Below are 18,972 nucleotides of genomic sequence, written 5' to 3' on the forward strand. Positions count from 1 at the left end.
ATGGATTTCATTAGAAAGCACCGCGACTTCGCAGTGTATTGTCTATTTGGATTTCTCGCATCTATTATTAACATCGTTATTTTCGACCTATCTCACAATAATTTTGGCATTCCCTTGTGGCTTGCTAATACGATTGCTTGGTTCGTTTCGAATGTATTCTCATTCTTCGTAACTAAGAGATTCGTCTTCAAAACCCCCATGGGTAATTACAAAAAAATCCTTAATGAGGGATTGTATTTTATTTTATCAAGACTGTTCTCATTACTGTTCGACGATGTATTCATGATCGTCGCCGTCTTGATCTTCCCACTCAACAACATCCTCATCAAGGCAATCGACCAGTTAGTAGTGGGACTATTCAACTACTTCTCATCCAAATGGATCTTTAATTACAACAATCGAAACATCATCGAGAAAATCAAACAATTCAAGATTTCTCAAAAGAATGATTCAAAAAAAGAAAGTGAAGCGAAGAGGATTTAACCTCTCGCTTCACTTTTTTATTCGAACTCATCTGGTTCTTCGTCTGTTTGACCAAAGTGATAACTGATAGCATCCATGATCCTATCTGATGCTTTACCGTCACCATATGGATTCTTAGCGTTAGCCATCCGATCGTACTCTGGCTTGTCTTCGATCAAGCGGCTCATTTCACGCTCAACAACTTCTGAGTCAGTTCCCACTAACTTCAACGTACCTGCTGTGACTCCCTCAGGACGTTCAGTTGTGTCACGTAATACCAAGACGGGCTTACCTAGCGAAGGAGCTTCTTCTTGAACACCACCGGAATCAGTCATGATAAAGTAACTCTTCGATGCTAAGTTATGGAAATCAACCACGTCTAGCGGGTCGATCAAGTGTACACGGTCAACGTCGCCGAGAATATCCTTAGCCGTTTGTTGGACAACCGGATTCAAGTGAACCGGATAGATCAATTCAATATCATCGTGTTTCTCAACTACCCGCTTCATAGCTCTGAAGACTTGCTTCATAGGTTCACCTTGGTTTTCGCGACGGTGCATCGTGATCAAGATCATCTTTTTGTCAGGATCGATGATATCTAAGATATCATGGTGGTAATCTTGATGAACTGTACTTCTCAAGGCATCGATAGCCGTGTTACCAGTAATAAAGATGTTGTCACCATTATGATTTTCTTTGAGCAAATTAGCCTTGCTTTCGCTCGTTGGAGCAAAATACAAGTCTGACAAATCGTCTGTCATTTGGCGATTCATTTCCTCAGGCCATGGAGAATATTTGTTCCAAGTCCTTAGGCCGGCTTCAACGTGTCCGATGCTAGTCTGATGATAAAAGGCCGACAAAGCCGCACTGAACGTCGTCGTAGTGTCACCATGGACTAGGACGATATCAGGTTCTTCGGCTTCAATGATACTGTCGAGTTCCTTCAACACTAAGCCGGTAATACCACTGAGAGTTTGACGTTCCTTCATGATATTTAAGTCATAGTCAGGTTTGATCTTGAATATTTCCAATACAGAGTCCAACATCTCACGGTGTTGAGCTGTAACAACGGTGATCGTTTCAAATCGATCACTGTTTTGCTTTAATTTCAAAACTAACGGAGCCATTTTAATTGCCTCTGGTCGTGTTCCAAAGACTGTCATAACTTTGATTTTTTTCAAATTAATCACCTCAATAATCATCTAAAAGTATATCAGAATAGGAATATATTATATAGTCGCCATCTAGTTCGATTATTTATGGATATTTTCAGAAAAAACTTGATATAATAAGTTTTATGATAATAAATATTCCGATGTTAATGATATTGAGTACTCTCACTATATTGCTGGCTTTTTTTATGGTGATGGCAATTTACAATACTTTTATGAAATCCGACAGTAAAAAACACTGGTGGTTTATTTTATTAGGGCTTGTAATACTCTATATCATCGCATTTGTGGTCTATTTTCACATCAAAGGTACACCTTTACTGTAAATACTTTTACAAAAAACATATGAATTAGTTAAGATTTGAGTTAAAATGACTATTGTATTCAAAGATGAATTTATTGGAGGATTATCGATGGTTTTAACAAACGGAAATGAAATTTTCTCAAACGCCCGTAAAGGTAAATATGCTGTTGGTGCTTTTAACATCAACGACTTGGAATGGACTCGCGGTATTTTAGCTGCAGCCGAAGAAACACAAACACCTGTCTTGGTACAAACATCAATGGGTGCTGCTAAGTACATGGGTGGTTATGAACTTTGCCTACACCTAGTACAAGATACAGTTAAAGCAATGGGTATCACAGTTCCAGTTGTTATGCATCTGGATCATGGTAACTATGAAGCTGCTAAAGAATGTATCGAAGTTGGTTACAACTCAGTTATGTTCGATGGTCATGACCTTGACTTTGACGACAACCTTGAAAAGACAAAGGAAATCGTTAAGTTAGCACACGCTAAAGGCATTTCTGTTGAAGCAGAAGTTGGTTCAATTGGTGGTACAGAAGATGGTATTACTGGTGCTGGTGAATTAGCTGATGTTGAAGAAGCTAAGACACTTGCTGCTACTGGTGTTGATTACCTTGCTGTTGGTATTGGTAACATTCACGGTGTTTACCCTGACAACTGGAAAGGTTTAAGCTTTGACCGTCTACAAGAATTAGCTGACAACATCGAAACACCACTTGTTCTTCACGGTGGTTCAGGTATTCCTAAGGAACAAATCATCAAGGCTGTTTCAATGGGTATCTCAAAGGTTAACGTTAATACTGAATTACAACTTGCTTTTGCTGAAGCTACTCGTAAGTACTTCGAAGCTGGCAAAGATCAAGATACAGATGCAAAGGGTTACGATCCTCGTAAGTTACTTGCTCCTGGTACACAAGCTATTACAGATACTGTTAAAGCACGTATCGAATGGTTTGGTACACCTTCAGTTAAATAATTAATTTATTTAATTAATTAATTAAGAAGATGAATAATTCATCTTCTTTTTTTGTGTTCTAATTTTAAATTGGTATACATCAGTTGAACTATTCTTACAGAAAAAGACAATTGTGAAATATTTTTGCATCTTATTTATCACAAATAAGATTGTCACATCAATACCTATGGGTTATTTGACTTGTGAAAACATCCTGTAAGCATCTTTATATATTGTGAATCAAAAATAATGCTGGTATAATAAAACCATAAAAAGGAGAGCAATCCCCTAAGTAAGGAGGTCCTGTGATAATATTGGTATACTCAACAATTTTATCCACGCCTACTCTGCTTCCTACTCAAGCCTCCCTGGAAAAACAAAGCGTGGATGAATCTCTGTAATAGATATCCCCCACAGTTTTATAAGTATCAAACCCCTAATAAAAAAAGGGAACCTAAGATATTTGCCGTCTTAGGTTCCCTTTTTATTTGCTATTCTAAATTCAAAGCTATTCTTGCCAGTCGACTCATCTTATCGACTGTCCACTTTGGTTCTGTAACTAACTGAACATCACAAGTATCGATCCCTTCGACCGACTTTGCAGCATGGTTGACCATCACTTGAAGATAATCACTGACTGGACACCACGAATGTGGCAATGCCATCGTGATGTCACACCTATTATCTTCGATCTCAACATCATAGATCATTCCGAGATTGACTACGTCCACTCCTAATTCTGGATCGATCACATTTTCTAGTGCACACATTATGTCCCCTGCCCGCTGATCAGCAACATCCACTCTCTTATTCATATCTACGACTCCCTTCGAAATATGAATCTATTTGTCTTCACTTTCACAGCTTAAATATAACATCTTTCTAATATTTTTTATACAAAAAAAGACAATTTTATTTATAAAAATTGTCTAAATAGTTGATAAATTAATCGTTATTTACGATTCCATAATCTAACTTATTGATGGCTAATTGTGCGACTAAGTTAAGATAATTCCATGGATTATCGTAGTATGGTTGGAACATCATATCGACGAATGCCAAGTCATCAATCGTATTATTGTTTTGGATGGCAATCGAAACAGCATTAGCTGACTGTGTAACTTCATGCTTGCTGAAGAATTGTGCACCCAAAATCATACGAGTGTCCTTATCATAAACTAAGAAGATCGTCAGCATTTCATTAGTGGGCATGAAATCAGGACGATAATTAGCGTGGTACATGACCCGATCGGCATTGATCCCGGCTTCCAAAGCATTGTGCAGCGTGATACCTGTCGAAGCTAAAGTATAGCCGAACAGTTGCATTGCCGTCGAACCTTGTGTACCCATGTACTTTTGCACATTACCGAAGACGTTCTTACCTGCCAAAGTTCCTTGACGCACGGCATTAGAAGCTAGCGGAATATACAGCGGCTTCCTAGTCGGATTGAAGTTGACTGCGCAGGCATCCCCGGCAGAATAAATATCTGGGTCAGATGTTTGAACGTACTCGTTGATGATCAAAGCATTTCGGCCGTCCATATCGACTTGTCCCTTTAACAGACCAGTATTAGCATCAAAACCTGTACACATGATGACCAAGTCAGCCTTATGCGTATCCTTATCTGTCTTGATGGTGATTTCCTTGCCATCTTCAAACCCTTGAACACGTTCATTCAAATAAACGTGAACGTAATGATCTTTTAATGATTGAATGATCTTATCAGAAAGTGGCTTATCAATATAGTTCTTCAAAATCTGATTACCTGATTGGATCAAAGTAACCTCATGAACTGTATTGGCGTAACTTTCAGCTAGTTCTACACCAACGTAACCCCCACCAACGATAGCGATACTTTGATAATTCTTAGCTGATTCATAAATTCCCTTAGCTTGTTCATAATTCTTACAAAAGAGTATCCGTGGATTCTTGATACCATCAATATTAGGTGTACTTACAACTGAACCCGTAGTCATGATCAGCTTGTCATAGCTATCCTCAAACTCTTGTCCAGTAGCAAGATCCTTGATGATCATCGTCTTATTCTTAGCATCGATCTTCTCAACACTATGCTTCATCTTTACTGTTGCACCAAGGCTCTCCAGTGTACTTGGATCCGCATAAAACATATCCTCAAGTCTATCAACGATCCGACCTAAGTACAGAGCAATTCCACATGACAAAAATGAGATGTTATCTTCACGCTCATATACCGTAACATCTGTTTCAGGATGATCTTTTAAAATCTGTTGAACTGCAGCCGTACCAGCGTGTGTACAGCCAACAATAATAACCTTCAATATGTACCTCCCCATGGGACTTGTTAATATAATCTTATCTAATAAATCAAAAGCCTTTAACATTAAAAGTAACACACTTACATCTATTATTTTACTAAAATGTCCCGAATTGTGTGAGCCTTTTCTTAATGCATTATAATTTAATTTTACACCATTCAATTATCAATTTAGACAAAATAGTTTGTTCAAAAAAGAATACAAAAACGGAATATTTATAATATTCTAATATTATGTCATCTGTTGTCAGATTACCCTATAAATAATTCGGTTATTAGAGTAAAATAATTTAAATTCAATAATTGAAAGTAGGTATAATATGCAAGAAATTAAGTATTCAAATGATTTAACTTCACAGATTTATCAAGATGCCCTGAATATTCGTAAAAAAGTATTTATCAAAGAGCAAAATGTCGACCCTGATCTAGAAATCGACGGTGAAGAAGCCTGCACTCACGTAACTATCTATGTGGATGGCACGCCAGCTGGTACAGCTCGCTATTACCCAACCGATGATAATGGCATCCATGTCCAACGTGTAGCTGTGTTAAAAGAATTTCGTCACCAGAGCCTTGCATCAGCACTACTGCAAGATATTATCGAAAAAGCCAAATCAGCTGATTATGACTACGTGATACTAGGAGCGCAGGATCATGCTCAGGATTTTTATTTGAAGCTTGGTTTTGAAGTTATCGGCGAGCAATATCGTGAAGCTGGTATTCTACACCACGACATGAAGTTCTTGTTATAAGATAATTACCATTGCTTATTGTATAATGAAAAGATAAGCAATTAGTCACAGGGGGATCCGTATGTACAGATATTTTATTCAACCACAATTGAACAAGTACACCAACACATTGATTGGTTATGAGTTATTGATGAAAAAGAAAACCAAAGACGGATGGCGACCACCTCTACATTTTTCTGATATACCATCACACACTATGGCGGAGGTCTTGATCGACACTACCAAACGTCTATCACTCAAGATCGGATCTGTCTCTGTCAATATCAACCGTACACAATTGATGGATGCCGAGGTCAGAAAAGCTATCATCACATCCCAACTGCAATTACGACCACTAAAACTTGTCGTTGAACTGACTGAAGAACCAGGAGATGAAAAGTGGACCAACGATGAAATGATTCCACTGATCAGACAGTTCCTTGAGTTCGGTATGGACTTCAGTCTAGATGATGTAGGTACTGGTGAGAACAAACTAGAACACATCAAGCCACTGATTCCACTAGCATCAGAAGTTAAGTTTGCGCTCCAAAACTTCAAAGAAAAATTTCGTGATCCTAACATTGAAGAAAAAGTTATTTTTTGGCGTGATTATACCAATCAGCACAACTTGCGTTTGATCCTGGAAGGGATCGAAAACGAAAGCGACGATAAACTAGCTGATTCATTACAAATAGACCTTCGCCAAGGTTATTTTTATGGCAAGCCGCATCTACTGAAGATCAAAGAAGACGACGATGTTTTCGAGGATTAAAAAAGCTGATTCCAACACAAATCAAGGTGTTGAGATCAGCTTTTTATTATGCACTTTTTTGTAATTTACGTTGGATCAATTTTACGATTTCCACGAATGGAATGACCGCAAATGATGAGCCTAATACAATAGCCCATTGATGCATGTCTAAGTGAGCCACTCTAAAGGCATCATTTAGTCCAGGCACTAAGATAACTGCCATCATCATAACTAATGAGGCTAGTATAGCCCAGTTAAAGGCCTTGTTCTTAAACAATCCGACCTTGAAGATCGATTGATGAACTGACTTAACGTTGAACGCATGGAACAGTTGGATCAATCCTAAAGTTGCGAATGACATTGTCAAAGCGTCGGCGTGAATCAAAGTTGTTCCACTGTGAACTGGCCAAATAATAGCCGTTGCATAGACCATCAAGACCATCGCTGCTTCAAAAATACCTTGATAGATCACGCTACCTAATACACCGCCAGAGAAGAAATTAGAATTTCTTCCACGTGGCTTGTGATTCATCAAGTTGGATTCTGCTGGTTCCATACCTAGCGCGATAGCTGGGAAGGTATCTGTAACTAAGTTGATCCAAAGCAAATGAATCGGCAACATAGTATCCCAAGCTAACAATGTGGCGATGAATAAGGTCAAGACTTCACCTAAGTTAGCTGCCAATAAGTACTGAATCGCTTTTTGAATGTTAGAGAAGACCTTCCGTCCCTCTTCTACTGCTACCACGATCGTTGCAAAGTTGTCATCTGCCAAGACCATGTCTGAGGCACCTTTCGATACTTCTGTTCCCGTGATTCCCATTCCAATACCGATATCAGCTTGCTTCAATGCTGGAGCATCGTTAACACCGTCACCAGTCATGGCCACTACTTTACCAAGTTTTTGCCAAGCCTTAACGATTCTAACCTTATGCTCTGGTGAAACACGAGCGTAGACTGAGTAATCTTTAACCTTACTATCAAATTCTTCAGTGGACATCTGATCTAACTCAGCACCTGTCAGTACCGCTGCATCGTTACCAGCTTCAATAATACCTAATCTAGCTGCAATGGCTTCAGCTGTGTCGCGGTGATCACCAGTGATCATCAATGGACGAACACCAGCCTCTTTAGCTACACGTACTGCTTCAGCGGCTTCTTCACGTTCTGGATCGATCATCCCGACTAATCCCGCAAAGACCAAATCGTTCTCCACTTGTTCAGAGTCCAATTCAGCTGGAACTTTATCGATATATTTATAAGCCATTTCCAGCACTCGCAAGGCTTGTTGAGCCATATCTTTGTTGTTGTGCAAAATGATTTTTTTATCTTCGGCGGTGATATCACGAATACCCGCTTCAGTCTGAATCTTCGTGACACGTTCTAGCAAAATATCTGGTGCCCCTTTGACCGCAACTAAGAACTTGTCACCAGCTTCATGGATCGTTGACATTAATTTACGATCAGAATCAAATGGTAACTCTGCCACACGAGGTTGTTCTTGTAATTTAGCTGACAAATCAAAATTGTGTTTTTCACCAAAAGTTATCAATGCTGTTTCAGTTGGATCACCGATCATCGTTCCATCTTGTGAGATTTTCGTGTCATTAGCGAAGTTCATCACTCTGAGGGTCATGTCGTCAGTTGATAATTCATCGTCCGCAGTTTGTTGATGATCGAATGTGTATACTTTTTCCACAGTCATCTGATTCAAAGTCAAAGTACCAGTCTTATCTGAGGCAATGATCTCAGTTGAACCGAGCGTCTCAACTGCTGGTAATTTCCGGATAACTGCATTCCGTCGTGCCATTACTTGCGTACCTAAAGCTAAGATAATCGTTACGATAGCTGGAAGTCCCTCAGGTATCGCTGCAACAGCCAATGAGATTGACGTTAGCATCATGTTGATTGGATCCATACCATTAAAGAACGTCCCGACTACGTACATCACGACTGCGATAATTACGATCGCAACGGTCAAGAACTTACCTAAGTGATTGAGGTTTTGTTTCAATGGTGTTGCTGTTTCATCTGCTTTGGCAATCATATTAGCGATCTTACCAACTTCAGTCGACATACCAGTATTAACAACTACACCAGTTCCACGACCATAGGTAACATTACTATTGGAGAACGCCATATTGACACGATCACCGATACCCGCTTGTGCATCTTCGATGACTTTTATTTCCTTCTCAACAGAGACTGATTCACCAGTCAGAGCTGATTCTTCGATCTTCAGAGAATTGGATTCCAATAATCTAAGATCTGCTGGAACCACATCACCAGCTTCTAGTAAGACGATATCGCCGGGGACTAATTCATTACTCTTGATCGTCACCGTATCGCCATTTCGTAATACGTTGGCATGAGGTGTTGACATCTTCTTCAACGCCTCGATGGCAGCCTCAGCACGTGATTCTTGAAAAACACCCAAGATGGCATTAATGATAACAACTGCTAGGATAATGACCGAGTCGATAACATCATGTGATACGACTGCGGAAATGATCGCGGCTGCTAATAAAACTAAAATCATTAAGTCTTTGAATTGCTCCAAAAACTTTTGTAATAATGATTTTTTCTTGCCATCGTCAAGTTTATTGGGACCGTATTCCTCGGTTCGCTGCTTAACTTGATCTGAGTTCAGTCCTTCTTTAGTTGCATCTAACTCCGCCAATACTTCGGCTTCAGTCTGTGCATAAAAGGCGTTAGAAAGTTGGTCATGTTTTTGTTCTGACAATTTGATTCCTCCTTAATCTCGCTAGGTCCCTGTCAAAACAAAAAGAGACCTACGCGCGTTAAAAACACACATAAGTCTCACTATTTATAGCAATACCAGAAAAATCCCTTCGGGTTGATGATATTGCTACAGCGTTAGCTGCTAGTTACTCCCTCATGAATAACAATTCTATGTTATTCAAAGTATATCTGATTGATTCCTCAAGAGCAACTATCATTGATTCATAATTATTTATTAGTTTTTTGCTTGTTCTCATCACGTTCTTTAGCAACTGCCAACTGTCCAACTAAGTTCAAATAGTTAAATGGATTATCGTAATTTGGTTGGAACAACATATCCACGAAGGCTAAATCATCGATCGTATTATTGTTCTGGATCATTACTGAGATAGTATTAGCTGATTGCGCAACTTCATGCTTGCTGAATAATTGTGCGCCTAGGATTTTACGATTGTCCTTATCATAGACTAATCTGATCGTCAGCATCTCCGTTGTTGGCATGTAATCTGGACGATAATAATCATGATAGACGACCACGTCAGCGTTGAACTTCCATTCCAAAGCATTTTTTAGTGTCAGACCAGTCGATGCTAAGGTGTAGTCGAATAGTTCCATGGCCGAGGTAGCTTGTGTGCCCATGTATTTTTGGATGTTACCAAAGACGTTAACTCCAGCTAATGCACCTTGGCGAATGGCATTAGTAGCCAACGGCATGTATGCTGGCTTGCCAGTGGGATTGAAATTAACCGTACAAGCATCACCAGCAGCGTAAATATCGGGATCAGAGGTTTGAACGTAATCATTGATCACGATGGCCCCACGCCGATCCATCTCAACTTGACCGCGCAGTAATTCTGTATTAGCAATAAAACCTGTGCAGACGATAACTAGGTCAGCTTCATGCTCAGCCTTATCTGTCTCGATCATTACTTTATCACCACCGATGAAGCTACTTACACGCTCATCTAAGAAGATGTTGACGCCGTTTTCTTCCAATAAGTCAGTGATATTTTTTGACATGGGTTTATCGATATAGTGATTCAACACTTGATCACCAGACTGAATCAAGGTGACTTCGTGGTCAGTGTTAGCATAACTCTCAGCCAACTCTACTCCAATATAACCTGCACCGACGATCGCAATGTGCTTATGATTCTTAGCAGTCTCGTAGATCTCTTGAGCTTGCGCATAATTCTTACACATCAAGATACGTGAATTGTCGATTCCCATGATCGGTGGAACTTGGACGTATGAACCCGTCGTCATGATCAACTTATCGTAAGTATCCTCGAAGACATCACCAGTATTGATGTTTTCGATCATTAATGTTTTATTCTTAGAATCGATCTTCAAAACATCGTGCTTCATGAAGATTTTAGCACCGAGTTTTTCCAAATCTGAAGGATCCGCGTAAAACATATCTTCTAGACGTTTTACTTTATGTCCTAGATACAAAGCAATTCCGCATGACAGAAAAGAAATATTATCGTCACGCTCGTAGACTGTTACTTCTGTTTCTGGGTGATCCTGCAAGATTTGATCCACAGCCGCCGTACCAGCATGTGTACAACCTACTACAATAACTTTCATAAAAAATTCCCTCCAACTTGGAAAAAAATACCATATTTATTATACCGAAATAACACCTAATTGGATAATATTTGGCTTAAACGGTGATCACCAAAATTATCGACAGGCTAACAATAAATATATTAATATTAAACAATAATATATTATTAGTAGCGTTATACTTAAGGTAGTTATTGTTTAGTAAAAGTATAGAGGGAGGGTCAACTTTGGATAATCTAACAATTGTAATTCCATCTTTGGAACCAGGACAGCGACTACTGCAACTTCTGGATGAAATCATTGCTAAAGCATCTGAAGTTCCCATTATCATCGTTAATGATGGAAGTAGTGAAAAATATAATTCCATCTTTGAGCATGCATCGTCAAAAAGCCCTAACATCCGGGTACTATCTCATGACATTAATAAAGGCAAGGGTGCAGCTTTAAAAACTGCCATGAACTACATTCTAGATAAGATGCCTAACATTACTGGTATCGTCACCATGGACTCTGATGGACAGCACTTATATGACGATGCCTATAAATGTATGGAACTTTTTCAATCACATCCCCACGATCTAGTTCTAGGAGTGAGAAAGTTTGAAAAGGATATTCCTTGGCGCAGTCGCTTCGGTAACAATCTAACTAGTAAACTCTTAGGAGTTCTTACTGGGATCAAAATAACTGACACGCAGACGGGATTGAGAGTAATCCCTCGCAGCTTCATGCAACACTTAGTCGGTGTGGCCGGAGATCGGTTTGAATTCGAAATGAAGATGTTGTTTGAAGCTAAGGAGTCGAATATTCCTATCATCGAACAACCAATAACTACTGTGTATTTGGAAAATAATGCCAGCTCACATTTCAAAGTTATCGCTGACTCAGTATCGATCTATTCTATCTTCTTCAAATACGCTATCCCCTCTTTCTTTCGCTATACCATATCTTCGCTACTTTCTTTTGTCGTAGACATCGGTGTCTTCGCTCTGACGTTGTTGATACTTGGACGAAATAATTACCTGTCCATCACCATTGCGTCAGTCCTATCCCGATTTCTCTCGTCAGCGTTCAATTATCTAGTTAATCGCCACGCCGTCTTCCAAGGCAATTCACAGTACAGTGTCATCAAGTATGCGACCTTGGCAGTAGCACAAATATTTGTTTCTAGCACCTTGGTCTCGGCAGTACACGCACTGACATTGTTCAACCCTACTTACATCAAAGTAGTCGTTGACTGTTTACTGTTCTTTGTTAGCTACCACATTCAAAAGAAATATATCTTTAAAGAATTGTCAGTCTAGAAAAATTTATTCTTAAAATGAAATTTTATTTTTATTATCTAAAAGTGAATTATTACTATAAAAATAATTTGCACAGGATATAAACAGCAAGATTTTGATAATTATTTTATATATTTCAAAATTATATCCTTTTAGACAAAAATATAAAATATTATTTCCTTTTTATAACTTAACAATATATATTACTTCATGGTAATATTGATACTAGTTGCTGTGATATTCATATTTGTTTATGAATTTACCATGTTATGGCAAATGAGTTTTATTATTTAATATTTAGGGGGTGGAGAATGTCAATCAATTTTAATTTTGATAGTTTCCAGTCACTTCTAATCTTAGATGCCAACATTAACGCGGTTATCGTTGGTTTGATAACCGTTGGTATAATCACAATTATAACTGTCATGTCATATTCCTTCGAAAGCATAATGCACGGTAACTTCAGTGTTACCTATCGTATTATCTTTGAATTGATCGAAGGTGTTGTCTTAGCTATCAGTATGATCCTAGTCCAGCATATTTTTAAGGCATTGAATGCTGGAGATATGAGGAATTGGTTCTATGCCACTACTCAGCTGACAATACTCCTATACAGTTTATATACGATGCAAAATAAGGTCGTTGCGGCCATTAATATCATTGCACCGCTTTATATCTTCGGCTATCGAGCAGTCACTGGATATAACAACTATCTATTATTGTTTTCGGCAGCGTTCATCGCGCTGACCTTAACAATTATTTATATCTCTAAAAACACGGACTTGATTTTAACCTCACAATGGCGCTATATCGTACTCCAAGCCATGTACGGCTCGTTTTGGTGGGCGATCATCTGGCCCTTCCACAAGTTTACGCCCTACTATGCGATCAACATGGTCATCGGTTTCATCGTCTACATGTTAATCGTTCGTTACTTGGCCATGTGGGTTCGTAACTCGATCAAAAATTACAATCGCCTATCTGAACAAGTCAATTATGATGAATTGACAGGGATTCGTAATCGAGCTAGTTTCGATCAAGTATCTGAAGAAGTCTTCAAGGTTTATAACAATGAGTCAGCAGTCCCGTTGACCATTGCGATGTTTGACATCGACCATTTCAAGATCTTCAACGATACATACGGACACTTGGCGGGTGATAAAGTATTGAGATACGTTGCCAACCACTTCGAACATCAGTTATTCAGTAAAACTACTCGTGGACAGATATTTCGCTACGGTGGCGAGGAATTTCTGATCATCTTCCGAGGATTGGGTGCTGATGAGAGTGCTAGGATCATCCGTGAGATTAGAGATTCATTGATCAACAATCCACTGGAATACAATGGTGATAGACTTGATGTAAAAGTTTCATTCGGTGTGACTGAGCTCAAACCATCTGACAAGTCGTTCAAAGATATTTTCAACCGCGTTGATAAGTATCTCTACGACTCTAAGGAATCCGGTCGAGACAGGATAACAGTTGAAGATGAAACATTTAGCTTCGAGTAATAAAAATAGGCAAAAAAAACTCCTTGAATTGAATCAAATCAATCAAGGAGTTTTTGAGTTCTTTTGATATTAATCAGTACAAATCAAGCCTTCTGCCACAAAAAAAGATGAAACCATATGGCTTCACCCTCGGGAAGGAATCAGTTGTTTTAAATCTGGTAGTCCCTAAAAATCATAGTACAACATCTGACTTAGGTTCGCAATAGTATTCAATCAATTTATGTTAACTCTTATAACATTTTTATATTTTATTTTTACCATCTCTTAACATTCTTTTAACACGAATTTAAAGAACGTAATGATGTTTTAATGATGGCACTATTATTTTGTCCGCAAAACCGATAATAATCCCTTGAACAAATATTGCTAACAACGTCCCAATACCGACTGCCAACAGTTTGCCTGTGATCAAGTAGCAGATCAGCATGATGGTGATCGGTGGTGTGTAACTGATCAATTGTCCCCAACCAGCTGAACCGTGTAGAAATTGGAACCTTAATAGATAGGCTAACTCATCGTTAGGATGTTGGATCAAATTACAACGTTGATAGATGGAAACTGCTGTCGATACTCCTAACAATCCGATGAGGTCGATCACGACACGTATGGTGAGGCTCAACTGATCGATGTGGAAGGTCAGATAGAGATTCGAGAAGAATCCCACTAAATAACTGAATGGCAGTGAGAATAGCAGATTAGAAATAAAAATATGCCCGTCAAATTTACCGAGTAAGAATTGATTGATGATCGTCACTAGGACCGCATAGACGAACAGAGTTGTTCCGTATGGAACATTTATTAGCTGTGATATATTGACACCAGATGCCATCCAAACGGCACTACCAACGTTACTGTCGATCATCAGTGCATTTGCGGCAGCGTTGAGGATGATCGAAAATATTAAATACCCCATTCTTTTTTTAAAACTATTATCGTTCACGAACTCACCCTCAATTATAGATTAATATGTTTATATTATTACTTTTCACAAAGAGAAAAAAGCCAACTAGTTGAATTTTATCATCTAGTTGGCTTTTTGAATTATTATTTTATTTTGAAGGATGATGCATTTCTTCCATAGAGATCAAATGGAACTTGTGCTCGTGCTCAGGATCATAGGCTTCGATCTGAGCCATCATCCCGGTATCTTCGTGTTCCAAAATGTGGCAGTGATACATATAAACTCCAAACTTGGTGAATCGAACTGCTAGTCTGACTGTCTCACCGGCATTGACACCAACGACATCTTTCCAGCCGTGTTCGTTTGGATAGGCGTCCTTGCCGTTTCTACTCAATACTAAGAACTGATTGCCATGCATGTGGAAAGGATGGATCATGCCTTGCGCCATGTCATTGGTATTCGTTACATCCCAAATGACCGTGTCTCCAATCTTTTGTTTCCGATCGATTCGCTGCATGTCAAACAACTTTCCATCGAGACGGACTTGATCATCCATCCCTGACATGATTGTGTGCACAATCTCCGTACCCGGCGTTGGTACTGGCTCTGGTATCGTGGTCATGTGTTCTGGTAATTCAACATGCTCTGGTTGATATTCACCGATCTTAAACTTCATGATTGGCACATCATCTGTCATCAATGTGACAACATCACCCGGCTTCTTATCACCAAAATCAACGATGACTTCAGCACGTTCAGCGCAGGTCAGCATTAATTTGGTGAAGTGGACTGGCTCTGGCAATGTCCCACCATCGGAAGCAATCTGTGTGAACTCGTGATCGTCATCGAAATGTAGCCGCCACTCGCGACGATTGGCACCATTCAAGATACGTAGACGTACTCGTTGTGTCGTCACATCGAAGACTCCGTTGATAGTTCCGTTTACTAACGCATATTTACCCAGAGTGCCATCGAGATCGTAGTCAGCTTTATAATCCAATTGATTGTCATGATAAGTTCTATCCTGCAAGATCACCGGAATATCATCGACACCGTAATTTCTAGGGAATGGCAACTTTGCTTCCTCATCATCATTAACGATCACAGCAGCGGCTAATCCGTTCCAAACTTGACGTGCAGTATTTGGACATGGGTGGGCGTGTAACCAATCAGTTTGCGCCTGTTGATCGAGTGTAAAGTCAATATCGCGACTGCCATCAGGATAGACGGGAGCGTGTGGACCACCATCAACAATAGGTCCTGTAACGTTCAGACCATGCCAATGAAATGTCGTGACTTCTGGTAATTTGTTAACTAAGTGCACGTGATAATGAACACCTTGCTTGTAGACGACTGTTTTACCGAGGATATTAGTACTGTAACCCCAAGTCTTAGTTTTCTTACCCGGCAAAATCTGTGTCTCGCCTTCCTGTGCCGTCAAAGTATAATAAACATCATTACCTTCGACCTTATCAGGCTTGAGTAATTCTGGAACATTCAATGGTTTCTCTGGAACGTCAGGAACTTCCAACGGAATATAACCACCATCATGTAAGTCAAATATCGGCTCATCGAAGAAATAATCATTGTAAACTTTTGTTTTTCCCAATATTTTCGCCTTCTATACAAATTTTGTCTTACTTTTTGAAAACCCCAAAAGCATTCACAACTGCTTCTAATAACATTCCGATAGCCATCATATACATGGCTATCATATTATTATTGGCAATCACGAGAAAAAGTAATATGGCATAAAAAATCACCATGAATACCGAAAAAGCTTTAGATTCACTCATCAAAGTATCACCACCAAACTTTTTACACCTACATTTTAGTACAACTGGAATAAGTATGATAATAGATATCTAATTATATATTTATAAAAAAAGACCGAGACAGAATTTATCCATCTCAGTCTAAGTCACCTTCTAAGACAACTTACCATTTAAGAACTGTGCTTCACCATTACCAAAGCTCCAATCAGCTTTGGTGTTGCTAGTGATATTTATCATCACATCGGCTGGCGAAATGCCCACCCCTTCATGTAAGGCTTTGACTAAACTAGCGTAAAAATGTTCCTTGTCGATCTGTTCTCTGGGGCTGGACGTAAGACTAAACAACAAGACCTTGTCCGTCCTCTCCAATCCTAGACCAACATCCCAAATAATCATTTCCTCTGGGTCGTGTTGAGTGACTATTTGATAGCGGTCGCGTGGCAATAAGTGTAGTTCATCCGTGGCTACTTTGTAAGAAATATCCAAAATATCTCTGATTTCTTTTTTGTCGCGACCTTTGATCATATCTATTCTCATTAATGGCATTGTATTTCTCCTATTATGAAATTAATTATCTTTGACGATCTTACCTACGGCAATCATGTCAGTCATTGCATCGGCGAATGAACAATTTCAATAATCAACATAAATTCGAAAAAATCTACTTGGTCCACGGAAACTTCAGACTTATATTATTATTGAATTCACGTTGACGTTTTAATTTTTGCATTCGGTCTGCTTGACGCATCTCATAACCTTGGCAGACGAAACGATATTCATCAGTATCGGGAACGATCTCTGGTAGTTCGATACCATGTTCCACTACTACAAATGATGAGAAGCAGGTCAGTCCTAAGAAGCGCTCACCAGTCTTCAAATGTTCACCAATTATTTTGGTGAATACTTCGATCGAGCGCTTGCCGACACCTGACACATATGACTCCGTACACATCGAGTCTTGCAGTCTGAAAGGCAAAATAAAATTAACTTGGTCAACTGATGCTGTGACCGTCTCGATCCTCGCTACTCGTGAAGCGGGAATCGATGAATTATCGTCGATCGTAGCCAGTATTCTTCCGCCAAAAACTGTATCATGCTCATTTAAGTCTGACGAAAAAACGCGGTGATTACTGATCGACAATGTCTGTGAAACATTGATAGTGTTCATACCTTAGATTTCCTTCCTATATAGTAATAATTAATATTATTATACTAGAAAAAATCCTTAATTAATTGTGCAATTACTTTGGCGTGTGTTTCTAAGGCAAAGTGCCCACTGTCCAGTAAGTCTACCTCTACATTCTGATCATCCTGTTTGAATGCCTCAGCTCCGGGGTAAACAAACGATGGATCATTTTTGCCCCAAACTGCCAAGAGTTTAGGTTGGTAATCACGTAAGTATTTTTGAAAATTAGGATAGTCTTTAATATTATTTTGATAATCAAATATTAAATCTAGTTGTCTCTGCGCATAGCCTTCGTCGTGAGTATAGGCAATATCGAGCATATAACCATCCGGTGAGACTGCATTAGTGCGTGTTCCCAATGTGTATTGTCCGATGATCGTTTGTGGCTCAAAGGCCGTACGGTATGAATCTCGTTTTTCTTCAGTTGGGTTGTTCCAAAAGTCTTGACGCGTAGCCCATTTAGACCCTAACCCCACTTGATAGACATTGCCATTTTGGCTGACGATACCTCTAATCCACTCAGGATGTCTGACGGCAATCTTGAAACCGATCGGTGCGCCATAATCGAAGACATACATGTAAAACTTGTCGATTGCTAATTCACTCAAAAAATCTTCCATGATCAAACTTAGATGATCAAAAGTATAGTCAAAAGTTTGATGGTCGGGAGACTCTGATCGACCGAACCCAGGATAGTCAGGGGCAATCAGATGAAAATCATTTTCTAGTTCCGGAATCAGATCACGAAACATGTGACTGGCGGAAGGAAATCCGTGAAATAAGATCATCGTTGGTTTGGATGAATCACCCGCCTCCCGATAAAAAATATTTAATCCATCCACATCGATCGTTTTATATTCTGTCATCTTAGTTATCTCCCAGTTTTTGATCATTAGTCGTCAATAATTTTGTCATCTTGACCTTATCTTCACCGAGTAACTCGTCAGTAACTTGTCCGAACTTCGTCAAGCATTGATTTACCGTCAGTAAAAATGTCCTACCTTTTGTAGTTAGTTCAACTTTTGTCGCTCGACCATCAGCTGATAACTGAACTAATCCTTTACCTTCAAGCGTCTTGACCATGCGTGAAACCGACGAACGTTCGTACCCTAGCTCTTTTGTTATGCTCATAATTGATGAAGGATTATTATCCTCTATATTCATCATGATATACGCATAAGCTGGTTTCATGCCGGTTGGTTCAAAGACTCTATCTGCGACTTTTTCCACCGAGCGCATATATCTGGCTGCCGTGAAATACGCACACGTCTTATAAAAATGATGTTCCATCAAATCACCTCACATCTATCGTGTATATACACTATATAACCAT

General features: G+C 39.2%; 18 protein-coding genes. 6 read left to right on the forward strand and 12 right to left on the reverse strand.

Annotated features, from left to right (window positions below; translation table 11 throughout):
* A complete protein-coding gene (locus tag AC27FM_RS06855) occupies positions 1-483 on the forward strand; it encodes a GtrA family protein (RefSeq protein WP_487086996.1) in 483 nt (160 codons plus the stop codon).
* Positions 484-500: 17 nt separating this feature from the next.
* On the opposite strand, the gene wecB is transcribed toward AC27FM_RS06855, so the two are convergent.
* A complete protein-coding gene (gene wecB / locus AC27FM_RS06860) occupies positions 501-1,643 on the reverse strand; it encodes a non-hydrolyzing UDP-N-acetylglucosamine 2-epimerase (RefSeq protein ID WP_487086997.1) in 1,143 nt (380 codons plus the stop codon).
* 404 nt (positions 1,644-2,047) lie between these two features.
* On the opposite strand from wecB, the gene fba reads away from it, so the two are divergent.
* Positions 2,048-2,917 carry a class II fructose-1,6-bisphosphate aldolase gene (fba, locus tag AC27FM_RS06865; protein ID WP_487086998.1) on the forward strand — a complete coding sequence of 290 codons (870 nt, stop codon included), beginning with the start codon at positions 2,048-2,050 and terminating at the stop codon, positions 2,915-2,917.
* A 470-nt stretch (positions 2,918-3,387) separates the two neighbouring features.
* On the opposite strand, the gene AC27FM_RS06870 is transcribed toward fba, so the two are convergent.
* Together AC27FM_RS06870 and AC27FM_RS06875 are read right to left on the reverse strand one after the other, a co-directional pair.
* Entirely contained in the window at positions 3,388-3,711 is a 324-nt protein-coding gene (locus AC27FM_RS06870) for a metal-sulfur cluster assembly factor (RefSeq protein ID WP_487086999.1), read from the reverse strand.
* 130 nt (positions 3,712-3,841) lie between these two features.
* Positions 3,842-5,197, reverse strand: coding sequence for an FAD-dependent oxidoreductase (locus AC27FM_RS06875; RefSeq protein ID WP_487087000.1), 1,356 nt, complete (start codon positions 5,195-5,197; stop codon positions 3,842-3,844).
* Positions 5,198-5,513: 316 nt separating this feature from the next.
* Here AC27FM_RS06875 and AC27FM_RS06880 point away from each other — a divergent pair, with 316 nt between their 5' ends.
* Both AC27FM_RS06880 and AC27FM_RS06885 read left to right on the forward strand, forming a co-directional pair.
* Positions 5,514-5,945, forward strand: coding sequence for a GNAT family N-acetyltransferase (locus AC27FM_RS06880; RefSeq protein ID WP_487087001.1), 432 nt, complete (start codon positions 5,514-5,516; stop codon positions 5,943-5,945).
* A gap of 61 nt (positions 5,946-6,006) precedes the next feature.
* Positions 6,007-6,696, forward strand: a complete 690-nt coding sequence (locus AC27FM_RS06885; protein WP_487087002.1) for an EAL domain-containing protein — start codon at positions 6,007-6,009, stop codon at positions 6,694-6,696.
* 46 nt (positions 6,697-6,742) lie between these two features.
* On the opposite strand, the gene AC27FM_RS06890 is transcribed toward AC27FM_RS06885, so the two are convergent.
* Positions 6,743-9,418 carry a cation-translocating P-type ATPase gene (locus tag AC27FM_RS06890; RefSeq protein ID WP_487087003.1) on the reverse strand — a complete coding sequence of 892 codons (2,676 nt, stop codon included), beginning with the start codon at positions 9,416-9,418 and terminating at the stop codon, positions 6,743-6,745.
* A gap of 227 nt (positions 9,419-9,645) precedes the next feature.
* Positions 9,646-11,007 carry an FAD-dependent oxidoreductase gene (locus AC27FM_RS06895; protein WP_487087004.1) on the reverse strand — a complete coding sequence of 454 codons (1,362 nt, stop codon included), beginning with the start codon at positions 11,005-11,007 and terminating at the stop codon, positions 9,646-9,648.
* A gap of 206 nt (positions 11,008-11,213) precedes the next feature.
* On the opposite strand from AC27FM_RS06895, the gene AC27FM_RS06900 reads away from it, so the two are divergent.
* Positions 11,214-12,287, forward strand: a complete 1,074-nt coding sequence (locus AC27FM_RS06900) for a glycosyltransferase (RefSeq protein WP_487087005.1) — start codon at positions 11,214-11,216, stop codon at positions 12,285-12,287.
* A 290-nt stretch (positions 12,288-12,577) separates the two neighbouring features.
* Positions 12,578-13,777 carry a GGDEF domain-containing protein gene (locus AC27FM_RS06905; RefSeq protein ID WP_487087006.1) on the forward strand — a complete coding sequence of 400 codons (1,200 nt, stop codon included), beginning with the start codon at positions 12,578-12,580 and terminating at the stop codon, positions 13,775-13,777.
* A gap of 286 nt (positions 13,778-14,063) precedes the next feature.
* Here the strand turns inward: AC27FM_RS06905 and AC27FM_RS06910 are convergent, their stop codons facing one another.
* The 7 genes from AC27FM_RS06910 to AC27FM_RS06940 all read right to left on the reverse strand — a co-directional run bounded on the left by AC27FM_RS06910 (position 14,064) and on the right by AC27FM_RS06940 (position 18,929).
* Positions 14,064-14,690 (reverse strand): DUF6198 family protein, encoded by a 627-nt coding sequence (locus AC27FM_RS06910; RefSeq protein WP_487087209.1) that lies wholly within the window; start codon positions 14,688-14,690, stop codon positions 14,064-14,066.
* A 136-nt stretch (positions 14,691-14,826) separates the two neighbouring features.
* On the reverse strand, positions 14,827-16,287 hold the full coding sequence (locus AC27FM_RS06915) for a multicopper oxidase family protein (RefSeq protein ID WP_487087007.1): 1,461 nt from the start codon (positions 16,285-16,287) through the stop codon (positions 14,827-14,829).
* 28 nt (positions 16,288-16,315) lie between these two features.
* On the reverse strand, positions 16,316-16,474 hold the full coding sequence (locus AC27FM_RS06920) for a hypothetical protein (protein WP_487087008.1): 159 nt from the start codon (positions 16,472-16,474) through the stop codon (positions 16,316-16,318).
* Between the two features lie 132 nt (positions 16,475-16,606).
* Complete coding sequence (locus tag AC27FM_RS06925) at positions 16,607-16,999, reverse strand: tautomerase family protein (protein ID WP_487087009.1); 393 nt, start codon at positions 16,997-16,999, stop codon at positions 16,607-16,609.
* Between the two features lie 115 nt (positions 17,000-17,114).
* Entirely contained in the window at positions 17,115-17,621 is a 507-nt protein-coding gene (locus tag AC27FM_RS06930) for an acyl-CoA thioesterase (protein WP_487087010.1), read from the reverse strand.
* 44 nt (positions 17,622-17,665) lie between these two features.
* Positions 17,666-18,505, reverse strand: a complete 840-nt coding sequence (locus tag AC27FM_RS06935) for an alpha/beta fold hydrolase (RefSeq protein WP_487087011.1) — start codon at positions 18,503-18,505, stop codon at positions 17,666-17,668.
* 1 nt (position 18,506) lies between these two features.
* Complete coding sequence (locus AC27FM_RS06940; RefSeq protein WP_487087012.1) at positions 18,507-18,929, reverse strand: MarR family winged helix-turn-helix transcriptional regulator; 423 nt, start codon at positions 18,927-18,929, stop codon at positions 18,507-18,509.
* Positions 18,930-18,972: the final 43 nt, after the last annotated feature.

This window comes from Companilactobacillus sp. y65-5 (assembly GCF_057541095.1).

Coding starts and splice junctions, on each gene's coding strand:
- fba (WP_487086998.1), top strand. CDS start 2,048: ATGGTTTTAACAAACGGAAATGAAATTTTCTCAAACGCCCGTAAAGGT.
- AC27FM_RS06940 (WP_487087012.1), bottom strand. CDS start 18,929: ATGGAACATCATTTTTATAAGACGTGTGCGTATTTCACGGCAGCCAGA.
- AC27FM_RS06910 (WP_487087209.1), bottom strand. CDS start 14,690: ATGGGGTATTTAATATTTTCGATCATCCTCAACGCTGCCGCAAATGCA.
- AC27FM_RS06895 (WP_487087004.1), bottom strand. CDS start 11,007: ATGAAAGTTATTGTAGTAGGTTGTACACATGCTGGTACGGCGGCTGTG.
- AC27FM_RS06880 (WP_487087001.1), top strand. CDS start 5,514: ATGCAAGAAATTAAGTATTCAAATGATTTAACTTCACAGATTTATCAA.
- AC27FM_RS06935 (WP_487087011.1), bottom strand. CDS start 18,505: ATGACAGAATATAAAACGATCGATGTGGATGGATTAAATATTTTTTAT.
- AC27FM_RS06855 (WP_487086996.1), top strand. CDS start 1: ATGGATTTCATTAGAAAGCACCGCGACTTCGCAGTGTATTGTCTATTT.
- AC27FM_RS06885 (WP_487087002.1), top strand. CDS start 6,007: ATGTACAGATATTTTATTCAACCACAATTGAACAAGTACACCAACACA.
- AC27FM_RS06870 (WP_487086999.1), bottom strand. CDS start 3,711: ATGAATAAGAGAGTGGATGTTGCTGATCAGCGGGCAGGGGACATAATG.
- AC27FM_RS06925 (WP_487087009.1), bottom strand. CDS start 16,999: ATGCCATTAATGAGAATAGATATGATCAAAGGTCGCGACAAAAAAGAA.
- AC27FM_RS06905 (WP_487087006.1), top strand. CDS start 12,578: ATGTCAATCAATTTTAATTTTGATAGTTTCCAGTCACTTCTAATCTTA.
- AC27FM_RS06930 (WP_487087010.1), bottom strand. CDS start 17,621: ATGAACACTATCAATGTTTCACAGACATTGTCGATCAGTAATCACCGC.
- AC27FM_RS06920 (WP_487087008.1), bottom strand. CDS start 16,474: ATGAGTGAATCTAAAGCTTTTTCGGTATTCATGGTGATTTTTTATGCC.